Annotated in this window: 17 protein-coding genes; 10 read left to right on the forward strand and 7 right to left on the reverse strand. The window is 72.7% G+C overall.

The genetic code is table 11. From position 1 onward, the window contains the following. Positions 1-268: 268 nt before the first annotated feature. Together OHB01_RS37055 and OHB01_RS37060 are read left to right on the forward strand one after the other, a co-directional pair. A complete protein-coding gene (locus OHB01_RS37055) occupies positions 269-595 on the forward strand; it encodes a carboxymuconolactone decarboxylase family protein (RefSeq protein ID WP_142645377.1) in 327 nt (108 codons plus the stop codon). Positions 596-647: 52 nt separating this feature from the next. After that, a complete protein-coding gene (locus OHB01_RS37060; protein WP_328710550.1) occupies positions 648-1,397 on the forward strand; it encodes an SDR family oxidoreductase in 750 nt (249 codons plus the stop codon). Between the two features lies 1 nt (position 1,398). Here OHB01_RS37060 and OHB01_RS37065 read toward each other — a convergent pair whose 3' ends face one another. Continuing rightward, complete coding sequence (locus OHB01_RS37065) at positions 1,399-2,637, reverse strand: nucleotide sugar dehydrogenase (RefSeq protein WP_328710551.1); 1,239 nt, start codon at positions 2,635-2,637, stop codon at positions 1,399-1,401. A gap of 211 nt (positions 2,638-2,848) precedes the next feature. Between OHB01_RS37065 and OHB01_RS37070 the strand changes: the two genes are divergently transcribed. Both OHB01_RS37070 and OHB01_RS37075 read left to right on the forward strand, forming a co-directional pair. Further along, entirely contained in the window at positions 2,849-3,973 is a 1,125-nt protein-coding gene (locus OHB01_RS37070; protein WP_328854629.1) for a glycosyltransferase, read from the forward strand. Next, a complete protein-coding gene (locus OHB01_RS37075; protein WP_328854630.1) occupies positions 3,970-5,118 on the forward strand; it encodes a hypothetical protein in 1,149 nt (382 codons plus the stop codon). The genes OHB01_RS37070 and OHB01_RS37075 overlap by 4 nt, the downstream gene beginning before the upstream one ends. Positions 5,119-5,124: 6 nt before the next feature. Here the strand turns inward: OHB01_RS37075 and OHB01_RS37080 are convergent, their stop codons facing one another. Beyond that, a complete protein-coding gene (locus tag OHB01_RS37080; RefSeq protein ID WP_142645382.1) occupies positions 5,125-6,345 on the reverse strand; it encodes an ABC transporter ATP-binding protein in 1,221 nt (406 codons plus the stop codon). Positions 6,346-6,481: 136 nt separating this feature from the next. Here OHB01_RS37080 and OHB01_RS37085 point away from each other — a divergent pair, with 136 nt between their 5' ends. Continuing rightward, positions 6,482-7,471, forward strand: a complete 990-nt coding sequence (locus tag OHB01_RS37085) for a LacI family DNA-binding transcriptional regulator (protein WP_260617063.1) — start codon at positions 6,482-6,484, stop codon at positions 7,469-7,471. Here OHB01_RS37085 and OHB01_RS37090 read toward each other — a convergent pair. After that, complete coding sequence (locus OHB01_RS37090; RefSeq protein WP_142645384.1) at positions 7,461-7,949, reverse strand: glutathione peroxidase; 489 nt, start codon at positions 7,947-7,949, stop codon at positions 7,461-7,463. The genes OHB01_RS37085 and OHB01_RS37090 overlap by 11 nt on opposite strands. Before the next feature lie 318 nt (positions 7,950-8,267). On the opposite strand from OHB01_RS37090, the gene OHB01_RS37095 reads away from it, so the two are divergent. After that, positions 8,268-8,807: a transglycosylase SLT domain-containing protein gene (locus OHB01_RS37095; RefSeq protein WP_328854631.1), complete on the forward strand. Its 540-nt coding sequence runs from the start codon at positions 8,268-8,270 to the stop codon at positions 8,805-8,807. Between the two features lie 19 nt (positions 8,808-8,826). Here OHB01_RS37095 and OHB01_RS37100 read toward each other — a convergent pair whose 3' ends face one another. Beyond that, positions 8,827-9,519: a TetR/AcrR family transcriptional regulator gene (locus tag OHB01_RS37100; protein ID WP_142645385.1), complete on the reverse strand. Its 693-nt coding sequence runs from the start codon at positions 9,517-9,519 to the stop codon at positions 8,827-8,829. Positions 9,520-9,624: 105 nt separating this feature from the next. Here OHB01_RS37100 and OHB01_RS37105 point away from each other — a divergent pair, with 105 nt between their 5' ends. The 3 genes from OHB01_RS37105 to OHB01_RS37115 all read left to right on the forward strand — a co-directional run bounded on the left by OHB01_RS37105 (position 9,625) and on the right by OHB01_RS37115 (position 12,366). Next, entirely contained in the window at positions 9,625-10,737 is a 1,113-nt protein-coding gene (locus OHB01_RS37105; RefSeq protein ID WP_142645386.1) for a ferritin-like domain-containing protein, read from the forward strand. A 91-nt stretch (positions 10,738-10,828) separates the two neighbouring features. Further along, positions 10,829-11,392, forward strand: a complete 564-nt coding sequence (locus OHB01_RS37110) for a hypothetical protein (protein WP_147942363.1) — start codon at positions 10,829-10,831, stop codon at positions 11,390-11,392. After that, entirely contained in the window at positions 11,392-12,366 is a 975-nt protein-coding gene (locus OHB01_RS37115) for a hypothetical protein (protein ID WP_328854632.1), read from the forward strand. The genes OHB01_RS37110 and OHB01_RS37115 overlap by 1 nt, the downstream gene beginning before the upstream one ends. Positions 12,367-12,523: 157 nt before the next feature. On the opposite strand, the gene OHB01_RS37120 is transcribed toward OHB01_RS37115, so the two are convergent. The 3 genes from OHB01_RS37120 to OHB01_RS37130 are packed head-to-tail and all read right to left on the reverse strand — an operon-like array spanning position 12,524 to position 14,106. Next, a complete protein-coding gene (locus OHB01_RS37120) occupies positions 12,524-12,850 on the reverse strand; it encodes a DUF202 domain-containing protein (RefSeq protein ID WP_142645389.1) in 327 nt (108 codons plus the stop codon). Positions 12,851-12,857: 7 nt separating this feature from the next. Next, positions 12,858-13,193 carry a YidH family protein gene (locus tag OHB01_RS37125; RefSeq protein WP_142645390.1) on the reverse strand — a complete coding sequence of 112 codons (336 nt, stop codon included), beginning with the start codon at positions 13,191-13,193 and terminating at the stop codon, positions 12,858-12,860. Positions 13,194-13,245: 52 nt separating this feature from the next. Continuing rightward, positions 13,246-14,106 (reverse strand): helix-turn-helix domain-containing protein, encoded by an 861-nt coding sequence (locus tag OHB01_RS37130; RefSeq protein WP_147942365.1) that lies wholly within the window; start codon positions 14,104-14,106, stop codon positions 13,246-13,248. A gap of 79 nt (positions 14,107-14,185) precedes the next feature. On the opposite strand from OHB01_RS37130, the gene OHB01_RS37135 reads away from it, so the two are divergent. Beyond that, entirely contained in the window at positions 14,186-15,658 is a 1,473-nt protein-coding gene (locus OHB01_RS37135) for an MFS transporter (RefSeq protein ID WP_328854633.1), read from the forward strand. The last annotated feature ends 18 nt before the right edge of the window (positions 15,659-15,676 follow it).

Raw genomic sequence — 15,676 nt, forward strand, 5'->3', positions numbered from 1 at the left:
CCCTCTCGCCCCACCGGCTCCGATCGGCCGCGGACCCACCCTTGATGCCGTACCCCGAAGGGCGACCGGCGAAAGCGGTTTCCGGCACATCCGGCGGTCCCGGCCTGCGCGGGGGATCCGCTTTGCCCACGCGGGACATGACAATCGGAAGACCCGCGTAGTGAGATCGGCCGGGGTCGGATGAGCGGATCGATGTAACACCTGACTGCCCCGAACACGACATCTGGATGCATGACGTCAGGAATCACCGTGGGGAGGGCTGGCGCAGATGAAGCAGGTCTACGAAGAGGACGGCACCGGCGAGGGGCCGGACGGCTTCTTCGGAGTGACGGCGGAGCGCATGTTCTCCGAGGTGTGGTCCCGGCAGGTCCTCACGGTCAGGGAACGGCGGTTGCTGCTGCTCGGCCTGCTCGTCGGCCAGGACATGGACGACATGCTGGAGCTGCACCTCGAGACCGCCCTGCGCTCGGGCGAGCTGAGCCCGGCCGAGCTGCGCGAGACGGTCGTGTTCCTCACCCTGTACGCCGGGTGGCCCCGCGCCGCCCGGCTCAGCGCGAAGGTGGAGGAGCTCATCGCCCGCACCTCCGAGGCGTGAGCGCCGTTCCGGCGCCGGACGAGGGGACCTCCATGGTGGGTACGCTGCCGTCATGCCCACCGCACTCATCACCGGCGCGACCGCCGGGATCGGCGCCGCCTTCGCGCGCCGCCTGGCCGCCGACGGATTCTCCCTGGTCCTGGTGGCCCGTGATCAGGAGCGGCTCGCCGCCTCCGCCGAGGCCCTGCACAAGCGGTACGGCGTGCCGGCCGAGCCGCTGCGCGCCGACCTCGCCACCGACGAGGGGATGGCGGCGGCCGAGCGACGGCTGACCTCCGGCATCGACCTTTTGATCAACAACGCCGGGTTCGGGCACCACGGCGGCTTCCTCGACACCCCCGTGGAGGACGAGGTGCGGATGCTGCGGCTGCACTGCGAGGCGGTGCTGCGGCTGACCCGGGCGGCCCTGCCGTACATGATCTCGAAGAGGCGGGGCGGCGTGATCAACGTGGCCTCGGTCGCGGCGTTCCTCCCCGGCGGCACCTACAGCGCCAGCAAGGCGTGGGTGGTGAACTACAGCGCCTCGGCGGCCGACATCGTCAACCGGCACGGCGTGCGGGTCATGGCGCTGTGCCCGGGGTTCGTACGGACCGAGTTCCACGACCGGGCCGAGCTCGACATGTCCGGGCTGCCGCGCTTCGCGTGGCTGTCGGCCGACCGTGTCGCCGCCGACGCGATGCGCGACCTGGCGCGCGGGGCGTGGGTGAGCATCCCGTCGGCCCGTTACAAGGCGGTCGCGACGCTCGCCCGGCTCCTGCCGCTCAACCTGACCGGCCGCGTGGCGAGGCTGCGCTACCGCTGAGTCACAGCCGTTCGACGTTCGGGCCGCGGCAGCGGCCCCGGGTGTCGAAGACGAACCGGCTGGCCCGCTGCACCAGGTCGTAGTCGTAGCAGTCCTGCCCGCCGAGCACGACGACCGCGTCGGCCCTGGCCAGCTCGGCGGCGTCCGGCTCGACCACCTCGACCCCGGCGGGTACGACGAAATCGTCGGGGCAGCGGTCGTCGGCACGGGGGTCCGCGGCCCGCACCCGGGCGCCGAGCCGGCACAGCGTCTTGGCGACCTCGACGGGCGAAAGCCCCAGCAGCAGGATCCTGCTGCCCCTGATCGAGCGGCACCTGCGGTTCAGCGCGAGGCCGAGCCGGTCGACCACGTGGGCGGGCATGTGCGCGTTGACGTCGTTGGCCGCCTCGACCAGCCGGAAGCCCCGCCCGACGCCGCGCCGGATCCCCCACGGCAGGTATGTCACGTCGAGCGGCAGGCAGGGATCCTCGATCCCCGGGCAGGGCACCGGGGTGGCGTGCCCGAAGGGCGTGGTGGCGGCGGCCTCGACCGCCTCCCACACGTCGACGCCGAGCTGCGCGGCGAAGATCGACAGCTCGTTCGCCAGGGCCGCGCCGACGTGCGCGCGGGCGGTCTCCAGCAGCGCGCACATCTCCGACACCCGGGGCGAGGAGACCGGGACGGTCTCCCGCACGAGCCTGCCGTAGAAGTCCGTCACCGCCCGCAGCGAGGCCGCGTCGACGCCCGAGACGACCTTGGGGGTGTTGCCGAGCCGCCAGCGCGGGTTGCCCGGCTCGGCCCGGTGCGGGCTGTGGCCCAGATGGAAGTCCTCCCCCGCGCGCAGCCCCGACCCCTGTTCGAGCAGCGGCCGTACGAACTCCTCGGTGGTGCCGGGATAGGCGGTGCCCTCCAGCACCACGGTCGCCCCCGGCCGCAGGAACGGGGCGATCCGGCGGACCGCCGAGCCGAGCGGGCCGAGGTCGGGCGCGCCGCCCCGCATCCGTACGGGCGAGGTGAGCACGCAGACGTCGAACCCGGTGGCGTCGTCCGCGTCGGCGCTGGCCGCGTACCTGCCGGAGGCGTGCGCGGCGGCGAGCGCGTCCGCGCCGACGCCTTCGGCACACGGCTCCCCCGCGTTGAGCCGCTTGACCCGCCACCCGTCCTCGTCGAGGCCGACGACGCGGAATCCCGCCTCCACGGCGCGCATCGCCAGGGGCAGCCCGGCCGGGCCCTGGCCCACGACCACCAGCTTCTCCGCCACGCTACGACTGTAGGAGTGATCCCTCCGCCACCCCCGGGATTGGCGGACGGGACGGCTGTAAGGCTTGGGTACGGATAGGGAAAAGTCTCTTCCGGCGGCGTCCGGGAGCCCAATCGGAAGTGGGACCGCGGACTAGCTTCTCCGACATGATCAGGGAGGAGCCAGCATGAAACCGGACGACCGGATTCGTGTCATGGAAATAATCGCCCGGATGAACGTGAGCGGTCCCGCCACCCAGGTCACGGGGTTGTGCGAGCGGCTCAGCCCGGTGGAGTTCGACCACCGCCTCTACACCGGATACGTCGACGGAGGCGAAGGCGACCACCTGCAGCTTCGCGACGCGACGATCCCGGTCCACCGGGTGCCGGGCCTCGGCCGCGCGATCAAACCGGCCGACGACTATCGGGCCCTGTTCCGGCTGACGAACGCGATGCGCGAGTTCAAGCCACATATCGTGCACACCAGGACCACCAAGGCGGGTGCGCTCGGCCGCCTCGCGGTGCGGCTGTCGGGGGTCGGGGCCGCCCGGGTGCACAGCTATCACGGCCACCTCCTCGACGGACAGCTCTCCCGCCTGCGGCGGGCCGCCTACGTCCGCACGGAGCGCCGGCTGGCGAAGATGACCGACCGCCTCGTCACGGTCGGCGCCCGGGTGCGCGACGACCTCCTCGCGGCCGGGATCGGCCGGCCCGAGCAGTACGTCGTCATCCCGCCGGGCGTCGAGCTCGCCCCGCTGCCCGAGCGCTCCCAGGCCCGCGCCTCGCTGGGCGTCCCGCTGGACGCGCCGATCGTGGCGTACGTCGGCAGGCTGAAGAAGACCAAACGGCCCGACCGGCTCGCGGAGGTCGCCAAGGCGGTGCTGGCCCGGCTGCCCGGCGCCCGGTTCCTCGTCTGCGGCAGCGGTGAGCTGAAGGAGGAGGTGGAGCGGGCCGTCATGCCGATGTGGGAGTCCTTCCGGCTGCTCGGCTGGCGGCGCGACGTCGAGACCGTGTACGCCGCGGCCGACGTGGTGCTGCTCACCTCCGACAGCGAGGGCACGCCGCTGGCGCTCGTGGAGGCCGGCATGGCGGGCCTGCCGGTGGTGGCCACGCGTGTCGGCAGCGTTCCCGAGGTCGTCATGGACCATCGCACGGGATTCCTGACCGAGCCCGACCCGGACGAGATCGCCGACCGCCTCGTACGGCTGCTGGTGGACCCCGGCCTGGCGCGGCGGATGGGCGAGTCGGCCCGGACATGGACGGGCCGGGCGTTCTGCGTGGACCGGCTGGTGGCCGACACCGAGGCCCTCTATCGGACGCTGCGCGGCGCGACGCGATCGGAGGTGGGCAGCCGATGACGCCCTTTCCGGCACTGGCGCCCGCGCTCGCGGGAGCGGTCGCCTGCCTGCTCTCCGCCGTGTGCCTGCGCCCGGTGCGGCGCATGGCGCCCTACCTGACCGGGATGGCGCTCGCGGCGGCCACGGCGGGCGCCCTGATGACGGCGTACGGCGCGCCGGACCGGTGGGTGAGCGCGATCCTGCTGGCCGCCGCGGCCGTGGCGTTGCTCGGCCTCATCGCCGACGTGGGCGCGCTGCCGCTCGTCACGCGGCTCATCGTGGAGTCGCTCGCGGCGGGCGGTGTCGTGCTGTGCGGCGTCCAGGTGACGCTGACGGGCGACTGGCTCGACGGCCCGGTCAGCGTGATGTGGATCGTCGCGATGACCAACGCGTACGGGCTGCTCGACCGGCTCGGCGGCGCGCTGGCCGCGGTCGCCGCCGTCACCGGCGCGTTCCTCTCCGTGACGGCGCTCGTGCTGGGCGACCCGGCACTCGCGATGCTCCCGGCCGCCCTGACCGGGGCGTGCCTCGGCGCCATCCCGTACGGCAGAGCGCGGGGCAGGGCGCGGCTCGGTCCGTCCGGGTCGCTGTTCGCCGGGTTCGTCCTGACCTGCACGGCCGCCGGGCTGACGGCCGGGCGCGGCACGGCCGTGATCGCGGCCGGGCTGCTGCTGCCGGCGCTGGCCGCCATCGTGGGGGCCGGGGCGTACGCCGCCCGCCGGGAGGCCCGGCGCGCGAGCCGGGCGACCGGACCGGCGCGGAAGGCGGCGCCCGCGCTGTGCGGCGTCTCGGCCGGCACCGGGACGGCCGGGCTCGCGGTCGCGCTCGGCTGGGTGCCCGCGGGCGCCGCGGCCACGGCCACCGCCGCGACCGCCGCCGCGGTGCTCTGCTGCACGCCCCTCAGGCACGGCCTCTTCACGCGCCTGCGGCGCGGCTACCCGGCGCGCCCTCGGCAGGCGTTCAACCCGGCGCGCCTCCGGCGCGGGTTCGACTCCGCGCGCCTCCGGCACGGGTTCGACTCCGCGCGCCTCCGGCACGACCATTCCGAGCGTGCGAGGTGGGCATCGTCGCGGATGACGGCCGGCGACGACCGGCCGCGCGGGCCTGTGCCGCCCCCGCGCTCCGCGGCCGGAAATCCCCCGCCGCGCGTCGTGCGGCGGGGGTGACCGGGATCAGCGGCCGATGTTGGCCTCGTGGCCGATGGACAGGCCCGAGTCGACGTCGAAGAAGTGCAGGTTGTGCGTGTCGACGACGAGCTCGATCTCCTGGCCGGGACGGACGTGGCTGCGGGCGTTGACACGCGCGGTCCACAGCGACTTGTCGCCGGTCAGCGGCAGCGTCGTCTCCTCGTCGTCGCCGTCGTGGGCGGCGGCCACGGTGTCCTTGTGCTCGACCGGCGGGGCGTCGATCGTGAACAGGACGTTGATCTCCGAGCCCAGCTCCTCGGTGACGTTGGCGCGGACCGGGATGCGCACCCACCCGGCGCTGTTGCCGCTGGCCGAACCGGCGTCCTCGAAGTCGGAGGGCCGGATGCCGAGGATGATCTTGCGGCCGATGTAGCGGTCGAGGCCCGGCTTCTCCGCGAAGGTCGAGTCGGGGACGGGGAGGCGGTAGCCGGCGAAGGCCACGGCCGCGCCGCCGTTGTCGCGGACCAGCTCGGCGTAGGTGAAGTTCATGGCCGGGGAGCCCATGAAGCCCGCGACGAACAGGTTGACCGGGTCGTCGAACAGGTTCTGCGGGGTGTCCACCTGCTGGAGCACGCCGTCGCGCAGGACGCAGACGCGGTCGCCGAGGGTCATGGCCTCGACCTGGTCGTGGGTGACGTACACCGTGGTGACGCCCAGGCGCTCGTGCAGCTGGTTCAGCGAGGCGCGCATGGAGACGCGGAGCTTGGCGTCCAGGTTGGACAGCGGCTCGTCCATGAGGAAGGCCTGGGGCTCGCGGACGATGGCGCGGCCCATCGCGACACGCTGGCGCTGACCACCGGACAGGGCGGCCGGCTTGCGCTTGAGGTACTGCTCGAGGCCGAGCATGCGGGCGGCCTCGTTGACCCGCTTCTGGATCTCCGGCTTCGACATCTTGCGCAGCTTGAGGCCGAAGGCGAGGTTCTCCTCGACGGTCATGTGCGGGTAGAGCGCGTAGTTCTGGAAGACCATGGCGATGTCGCGGTCCTTCGGGGGAAGGTGGTTCACGACACGGTCACCGATGACGATCTCGCCGCCGCTGATGTCCTCCAGGCCGGCGATCATCCGCAGGGCGGTGGACTTGCCACAACCCGACGGGCCGACCAGCACCATGAACTCGCCGTCCTTGATCTCCAGGTTGAGGCCGTTCACGGCCTTCACCCCGCCCGCGTAGATCTTGTCGACGTTGTTCAGAACGATTGAAGCCATCCCCAGTCCTTCGCGTTCCCGAGCCAAGATGATGTGGATACGTTTTCATGACTCTCCCGTGAAATACCGCCTATTGTCAAGATTTCGGTAGCAAGACCCATGGAACCATGGTGGAATCGTTTCCATGAGTGGTCCAGTGCAGCGACGGATAACCATCAAGGAAGTGGCGGAGGCCGCCGGGGTCGGGGTGGCCACCGTGTCCCGTGTCCTGTCGGGCGGCTCGGCGAGCGCGGAGACCCGCGAGAAGGTGCTCGCCGCGGCGGCGCGGCTCGACTACCGGCCGAGCGCGCTCGGACGCAACCTGAGGCGCCAGCGGACGGGCGGCATCGGGCTGCTGGTCCCCGACATCACCGACAGCTTCTACGCGCGGCTGGCCGACGGTGTGCTCTCCTGCGCCCGCTCGTACGGCGAGCCGGTCACGGTGGGGGTCACCGGCGACGACCCCGAGCGGGAGGCCGAGCTGATCGGCACGCTCATCGAGCAGAGCATGGACCGGCTCATCGCGGTGCCGTCCGGGGACGGCGAGATGTGGGGGCCCGCGCTGCGCGCCGGGCTCAACGTCGTGTTCGCCGACCGGCGGGTGCGCGCCGACGTGCCCAGCGTGGTGCCCGACGACCGGGCCGGGGTGCTGACGGCCGTGGAATACCTGGCCGGGCTGGGCCACCGGAAGATCGCCTACCTCGGCAGGCACGGCCAGTCGCAGCGGGTCGCCGCGTTCACCTCGGCGATCGCCTCGCTGGGCCTGCCGGCCGACCGGGATCTGGTCGTGCACGCCCGGTCGAGCCGCGACTCCGCGTACGCGGCCGCCGCGGGCCTGCTCCAGCACCGCGCCGACGTCACGGCGGTGATCGCAGGCGGCAACGTGCTCGGTGAGGCGGCCGTGCTGGCCGCTCGCGAGCTGGACGTGCGCATCCCGAGGGACGTGTCGCTCATCATGTTCGACGACGTGCCCTGGGCCGAGCTGTGCTCCCCGCCGCTGACGGTGATCTCCCAGCCGGCCCAGGACATCGGCTACCGCGCCGCCGAACTGGTGTTCCGGCAGGGCAGGCGCCCTCCTGCCGTCACGCTGCCCACCCAGCTCGTCGTGCGGGCGAGCTGCGGGCCGAAGGCGTCGGCTAGGAGATGACCTTCTCGATCGCCTCGGCGATCTCCGGGGCCTCGGGGACCACGCGGGGGCGGAACCGGGCGACCACCTGGCCGTCGGCGGCGACGAGGAACTTCTCGAAGTTCCACTGGATGTCGCCCGCCTCGCCCTCCGTGTCGGGGGTCGCGGTCAGCTCGGCGTACAGGGGGTGCCGGTCCGGGCCGTTGACCTCGGTCTTCTCCAGCAGGGGGAAGTCCACGCCGTACGTCGTGGAGCAGAACTCCTTGATCTCCTCCGCCGAGCCGGGCTCCTGGCCCATGAACTGGTTGCAGGGCACGCCGACGACCGTGAACCCCTTCCCGGCGTACGCCTTGTGGAGGGCGACCAGGCCCTCGTATTGCGGGGTCAGCCCGCACCTGGACGCCACGTTGACCACCAGGGCGGCCCCGCCGCCGAGCAGATCGCCGAGGGTCGTGCTCTCGCCGTCGATCGTGGTCACCGGAATGTTGAGAACGCTCATGTCCGCACCCTAAACGAGCGTCGCGTGCGGTCTCGCCGCAGGGCGTGCCGCGCCGCGCACGGTAAGCCGCGCCTCGTGGAAGGGTCGGCGTTGGGGGGCGGATCGGCAAAGAACCGTCCGCGGCGTGCCGCAGATGCCGTCGCGGAGGCGGGCGGCCGTATTTCAATCCGCGTGAGGACCCGTCGCGGTGCCCGCCGGAAGCTCTTGATGATCCGGTGCGGGCCGAGCGGACGGCGGCGCCCACGCCATGGGCGCGCGACCGCGCGGCGGGCGCACGCGCGCCCGCCTTCCGCACGCGACCCGACGACAAGGACCGATTTGGACAGCAACAGCGTTCTACGCAGCACAGTCGCCGCCGTCATCGCGGCCACCGTCGCCGGTGGCGGAAGCGGAGTGGCCTGGGCCGGCGAGTGGGCCGCCCAGGCCGGGACCGGAGAGACGGCGCAGACCGGGGAGACGGCACGCACCGGAGAGAGCGTGCGGCCCGTCATCCACGTCGGAGTGTGGAAGACGCCGGTGACGGCACAGCCGCCGCGGTTCCGCCGGGCGCCGGCGAAGCTCCGCAGCAAGGCGTACGCCTTCCGGCTCGTCACCCGCAACACCTGGTCGGGCGAGCAGTTCCAGTGCCTCGACAGCCTCTGGACCAGGGAGAGCAACTGGAATCACCGGGCCTACAACCCGGGCTCGGGCGCCTACGGCATCCCGCAGGCGCTGCCCGGTCACAAGATGGGCTACGCCGGCAACGACTGGCGGTTCAACCCGCAGACCCAGATCAAGTGGGGGCTGCGATACATCAAGGGCCGATACGGCTCGCCGTGCGGCGCGTGGGGCCACTTCCGGTCCCACAACTGGTACTGACCCGGCGGAGGCGCCCGGCCTACTGCCGGGCGCCTCCACGACCGGCCCGCGCGCCGCCGCGCTCGCCCTCCCCGGCGCCGGTATGGGCGTCCGCCCGCGCCGCGGCCCGTACGGCCATCGCCTGGACCAGCAGTTCCAGGCCGAACTCGAACTCCTCGTCGTGGTCGCAAGAGTCCAGATGCGACCGCAGCTCGCTCAGCACGGGAAACAGCGCCGGATCCACCTCGGCGACCGTCGCGCCGCCCCGTACGGGAGCGAACGTGGGGGTCACCCCCACCTCCCGCAGCAGCGAGCCGACGACGTACGCGATGAACATCCGCAGCATCCGGACGGCCTCCCGGCTGTCGAAGCCCGCCTCGCGCAGGGTCGCCAGTGCGCGCTCCACCGGGAGAAGGCCCGCCGTCGAGTTCAACTGCCTGCTCACCACGACCATCGTGCACCGGGGATAGTGATGGGCGATGCGCCGGAAGGCCCGCGCCTGGATGCGCACCCGCTCGGTCCAGTGGGCGGACGGGTCGTCGGTGAAGCCGATCCGCGACAGCACGTCCTCGGCGACCGCGTCGAGCAGCGCGGCCTTGCTGGGCACGTGGTTGTACAGCGACATGACGCCGACGCCCAGCTCGGCGGCGATCCTGCGCATCGAGACGGCGTCGGCGCCCTCTCTCTCGATGAGCTCCACGGCGGCGGCCACGATGCGGGTGCGGTTGAGCATGACCGAATCCTCTCGCCGCCACATGGTCTCCGTCCATTGACGTACGTACAGCGTACGTGACACGCTCGCAGGGATACGTACGGTGTACGTCGAGGGAGGTCCCCCGTGTCGACCCACGAGCTCTACACCATCCCCGCCGAGCTCTCCACGTGGGACGTGGAGATGACCGGAGCGGCCCGGTTCACCTGGGAGTACGACGAAGGCCGCGACCGGATGCTCGCCCTCTACCAGAAGGGCAAGGACAAGCAGTGGGACTCCGTCAAGCGGATCGACTGGGACCTTGAGGTCGATCCCTGCAACGTCCTCGGCGTCCCCGACACCACGCTCGCCATCTACGGCTCCCCGCTGTGGGACCGCATGGACGCCCGGCAGCATGACGAGGTGCGCAGGCACAACGCCGCCTGGCAGTTCTCCCAGTTCCTCCACGGCGAGCAGGGCGCGATGATCTGCTCGGCCCGGATCGTGGAGTCGGTGCCCGACCTCGACTCCAAGTTCTACGCCGCCACGCAGACGATGGACGAGGCGCGGCACGCCGAGACGTACGCGCGGTTCCTGCAGGAGAAGGTCGGGCTCGCCTACCCCATCAACGAGCACCTCAAGGCGCTGCTCGACAGCACGCTGAACGACTCGCGGTGGGACATGCCCTACCTCGGCATGCAGGTGCTGATCGAGGGCCTGGCCCTGGCCGCGTTCGGGGTGATGCGCGACATCGCCACCACGCCGCTGCCCAAGCAGATCCTCGCGTACGTCATGCAGGACGAGGCCAGGCACGTGGCGTTCGGCCGGATGGCGCTGCGCGACTACTACCGGAACCTGTCCGAGGCCGAGTTGCGCGAGCGCGAGGACTTCGTCATCGAGGGCTGCTACCTCATGCGCGACCGGCTGCGCGGCGCGGAGATCTGGGAGACCATGGGGCTGTCGCGGCAGGAGTCCGCCGAGGCCATGGAGTGTGTGGACCGGTCGGAGTATCTGCGGCTGTTCCGTGCGCTGCTGTTCAGCCGGATCGTGCCGTGCGTCAAGGACATCGGCCTGTGGAGCCCCCGCCTCCAGAAGGCGTACGCCGACATGGGCGTGCTCGAGATGGCCGGGCAGAGCCTCGACGCGCTGATGCGGCAGGACGAGGAGATCGCCGAGCGGCTCGACGCGGAGCGCTTCGCCCGCGAGGAGGAGGAACGGGCGGAGGAGGTCGCCGAGACCATCGCCGCCGCGGACGACTGACCAGGGCTCGTGACCCCCACGGCCGCGGACGTCGGAGAGATTCGCGGGCTTTGTCCACCTGTGCAGGGAATCCTTGTCATACTCCGTCTTCGTGACTGTGGAGCTGACGCAGAGTGGCCGCGGGTCTCGCCGCGTCGTGATCGGGGTGATCGGCCTGGTCCTCTTCCTGCTCGCCGGCGCGGGCGGGTTCGCCGTCGCGTCCGGCTATCGCGCACAGGACACGAAATACTGCGGCCACGAGTGCGTTCCCGGGTTGAAGATCGGCACCGTGGTCGAGGCGCTGCAGGGCCGGGGGCACACCTGCGCCGACAACAGGCAGCTCTGGTCCTGCGAGCTGAAGATCGGCAAGGTGCGGTTCGAGGCGGACCTCTTCCGGGTCGCCAAGGTGACGGACTTCTACGAGTACATCGGCAAGATCGAGGCCAGGATCGTCGACCCCGGCACCACCACGGCGGCGGCCGGGCTGGATTACATGTCGTGGTTCGCGACGCTGCCGCACCGCGACGACCCCTCGACGGCCAAGAAGGTCGGCGGCTGGCTGGCCGAGCAGCTCGCGGGCGACGGGGATGTGACCTACGTGCTCGACTGGGAGTACACGCTGGAGCGGAAGCCGGGCACCCGGTCCGTCGAGCTGACGATGAAGCGGAGACACTGATGGCGGCTCCACCCCCCGGCCGGCCGTACTCTCCCGACGGCAGGTTCTGGTGGGACGGCGCCGCCTGGCAGCCGGTTCCGGTGCAGCAGCCGGTGCAGGCCGCGCCTCCGGGCGCTCCCCCGCAACCGGGCTTCGCCGTGCCGCCGCCTCCGGGGCCGCAGGCGCAACCGGGCTTCCCCGTGCCGCCGCCCCCGGGCTCACAGGCGCAACCGGGCTTCCCCGTGCCGCCGCCCCCGGGCTCACAGGCGCAACCGGGCTTCCCCGTGCCGCCGCCTCCGGGGCCCCAGGCGGCTCGGCCGTACGCCGCCGGGCCGCAGGCGTGGACACCGGCGCACGATCCTGCGGGGCCGCCCGGTTCCGCGGCTTCCGTCCCGGTCCCGCCGGACGCGCCGCGCCGCCGGGGGACGGCGGTGTTCGCGCTGGTCACGGCCGGCGTGCTGATCGCGGCGCTGGCCCTGGGCGGGGCCGCGGGCGCGGCCGTGGGACTCGCGACCACCGAGCCGGTGACGGACGACCGCGCGCCTTCCTTCCCCGGGAGTTTCCCCTCGGAAAAGCAGCGTTACCTGCCCAAGGTGACGTTCGGCATGCTCGCGGTGGACTGGCTGCAGGGGGCCGGCTCCTGGACCTGCGCGACGTCCACGGCGGCCGACCCGGTGACCGGCGCCACGAAGAACACGATCTGCCGGCCGGGCGACGCCTCCCGTCTCCACATGTCCGTCTCCATCTGGTACGACGCGCCGGACAAGGTGCTCTCCGTGAAGGCCCGCTGCGATCTCGGCGTCGGATCGAAGGCGTGCACGAACCTGTTCGCCATGATGGCGGACACGCTGCTGTCTCCCGACCGGACCCTGCGCGCACGGGCGGCGAGCTGGGCGAAGAAGAACGCGGCCAAGGCGGCGGTGACGTCCGTCGGCGGCGTCCGGCTGGAGACCGCCCTGCGCCCGCACACCATGGAGGCCGTGCGGGCGATCTGACCTCCGCTGCCGCCTGGGCGCCCGCCTCGCCCGGGGGGATTCACGCGCTCGCGCCACGATCCCCGCCGGGAAGACCCTCTCCTCACCGACGACCCGGCGCGATGACGCCTCGTGGCGCGCGGGACGGTCTCGCCCGCCTGCGCGGGACGTGCGGTGTTCAGAGGGCCATCGTGAGCACCATGATCAGCGCCGCGGCGGCGACGGCGAGCGCGCCGGCCCAGACGATGCGGGCGTCCCTCCGGCCGTCGACCAGGCTTCCCTGCCGCAGCGCCCGTTCCAGGCGGCGGTGGCGGATCCCGGTGCGCAGCAGCAGCACCGCCCCGGCCAGCGCGGCCGCCGCGAAGGGGACGGCGAGAACGGGCAGATCCTGGCGCACCGAGATCCCGGCCGCCGCGATGCCCGAGCCCGCCATCGTCACGGCCGTGCGGACCCAGGCCAGCCGGGTCCGCTCGCTGTGCAGCCCGGGCCTCGGCTCGCCGCTCACGCGCCGATCACCGTTCCAGGACGATGAGGAGCAGGGCCAGTACGGCCACCCCGGCCACGCCGTACCCGAACATGGGGGCCAGGGCGGGCGGCGGGAGCGCGCGGTCCTGCCGGAGCGCCCGGTCGATGTGCCGCCAGCGGGGATAGGCCGAGCCCGCCGCCACGGCGGACAGCAGCACGAGCACGACGGCGAGCAGCGTACGCACCCACGGCACGAAGACGTCCTCGGGGACGACCGCGATGGCGATGCCGCCCGCGCTCAGTGCGAGGGAGGTGCTGATCCAGGTGAGGAACGTGCGCTCGTTGGCGAGGACGAAGCGGGGGTCGGGTTCGTTCTCTTCCATGCGATAACGCTATTTCTGCCCCTTTTCCCCTAGATTTGCCGGGTTGCCACTTCTACCGTGCGTGGGGCGACGCCGTCCGCGTCGTCGTGGCGGCCAGGTGCCGCAGCCTGTCCTCCGACTCCGAGCCGGGCTCGGCGGCGAACAGGTCCATCCCCTGCAGTTCGGGGTCGCCGGGCAGGCCGACGAGCTCGGCCGACAGCCGCAGCTCGCCCACGACCGGGTGATCGAGGACGTAGTCGCGGTGGGTGGCGGCGGCCACGTGATGCTCGTGCCACAGCCGCCCGAACTCGGGGCTCTGCCGGCAGATCGCGTCGACGTGCTCCATGATCTGCGCGTTCCGCGGATAGCGCGCGGCCAGCACGCGGAGCCGGGCCACGTGCTCCCGGGCGAGCCGCGGCCACCCGTCGCCGTGCATGCGCCTGAACCCCTCGTCCAGGAAGATCAGGTGCCCGATCGTCCTGCGCTCTTCCGGCATCGCGGCGAAGTCGGCGAAGACCGCGGCCGCCAGCGTGTTCCAGGCGACCACGTTGACGTGCCGTCCGAGGACGAGCGCGGGGGTGAGCACCAGCGAGTCCAGGACCCGCTGCAGCCCCGGCCTGACCGGCGCCTGCGCGACGTCGTGACCCCGGTGCGCCGGGCGGGCCAGCGCGTGCAGGTAGGCCCGCTCGTCCCCGGTGAGCCGCAGCGTGTCGGCGATCGCGTCCAGCACCTCGGCCGAGACGTTCCGGCCGTTGCCCTGTTCCAGGCGCGTGTAGTGGCTGACGCTGACCCCCGCCGCCAGCGCCAGCTCCTCGCGGCGCAGGCCGCGCACGCGCCGCGTCCCGTCGGCCCTGTACGGCAGGCCGACGTCCTCCGGCCGCACGCGCGCCCTGCGGGACTTGAGGAACTCGCTCAGCTCGACCCCTCGATCCACATCGTCAAGCCTAGGCAACTTCTGAGTAGTCAGAACGCGGTGCTGGCTGAGGTGCCGGGCCCGCGATCAGGCTGCCCGCATGAGATCTGCGTTCCCGCTCATGCTGCTCGGACTGGGCAGCTCGATCACCGCCCTCGACTTCACCGTCGTCTACGTCGCACTGCCGCAGATCGCCCACGAGGCCGGGTTCTCCCCGTACGCGCTGCAGTGGGTGGTCAGCGGCTACGCGGTGCCGTTCGGCGGCTTCCTGCTGCTCGGGGGCCGCCTGTCCGATCGGCTGGGCAGGCGGCGCATGTTCGTCGCCGGCCTGCTGCTCTACGGCGTCGCCTCGCTGCTCGGGGGGCTGGCCTCCTCTCCTGTGCCGCTGATCTGCGCCAGGGCGCTGCAGGGGCTCGGCGGTGCGGTGCTGATGCCCGCGACCCTCTCCCTGGTCGTCACCATGTTCGAGGAAGGACCGGCCCGCAACCGGGCGATGAGCGTGTGGGCGGCGTGCGGCGCCGCCGGGCTCAGTCTCGGCGCGCTGCTCGGCGGCGTCCTCACCGGCGCGTTCGGCTGGAAGGCGGTCTTCTTCGTGAACGTGCCGCTGACCGCGGTGGGCGCCGCCGCGGCGTTCGCCGTGCTCACCCCCGACGGGCCGCGGCGGCCGGGCGCGATCGACCTGCCGGGGGCGCTCACCGGCACCACGGGCGTCACGGCACTCGTGTTCGCCGTCGCGCAGGGCCCCCGGTGGGGGTGGCGCTCCCCCGGCGTCCTGGCGTCCGCCGTCGCGGCGGCGGGGCTGCTCGCCGCCTTCCTCGTGATCGAGGCGCGCGGCCGCGACCCGTTGCTGCCGCCGCGGCTGCTCGCCGTCCGGAACACGGCCACCGGCGCCGGGGTCATCCTGGTCTACGGCCTGACCCTGCAGTGCGTGCCGTACTTCCTCACGCTGCACTTCCAGGACGTGCTCGGCTACGACGCCATCACGTCGGGCCTGGCCTTCCTCGGGCCCACCCTCACGATCACCGTGGGCAACCTGGCCGCCGAACGGCTCATCCCGCGCCTCGGGCTGCGCGGCACCCTGGTCTTCGGCGTCGCCGTGGGCGCGGCCGGAACGGCGGTGCTGGCGTGGCGGCTGTCGGCCGACGGCTCCTACCTCGGCCTGCTGGCCGGTCTGGCCGGCTTCGGCCTGGGCGCGGGCGTGTGGTTCTCCGCGATGTTCATCCTTGCCTCGACCGGTGCGGCCCCGCAGGAGCAGGGCGTGGTCTCCGGCCTGTCCTCCACCGTGCTGCAGGCGGGCAGCGCCGCGGGCCTGGCCGTCCTGGTCGCGGTGGCCGGTCGCGACACCGCCGGCCTGACCGGAGAGGCGCTGCGCGCGGCCACCTCGGACGGCCTGCGCTCGGCCGTCCTGGTCGCCGCCGTGGTCTCCCTCGCCGGTGCGGCGCTGGCGGCGCTCCGTCCGGCCCGGAGGAACCGCGCCGGAGGAGACCGTACGGTGAAGGACCTTGCGCAAGGAGACCCGGCCGGAGGGGACCCGGCGGGAGGGGACTCGGTCGCCCCCGCGGGCCGCGCCTGAGCGGACGGCGCGGCGCGG

Origin of the sequence: Microbispora hainanensis (genome assembly GCF_036186745.1) — a bacterium.
In the GTDB taxonomy this organism is placed as follows: Bacteria; Actinomycetota; Actinomycetes; order Streptosporangiales; family Streptosporangiaceae; genus Microbispora.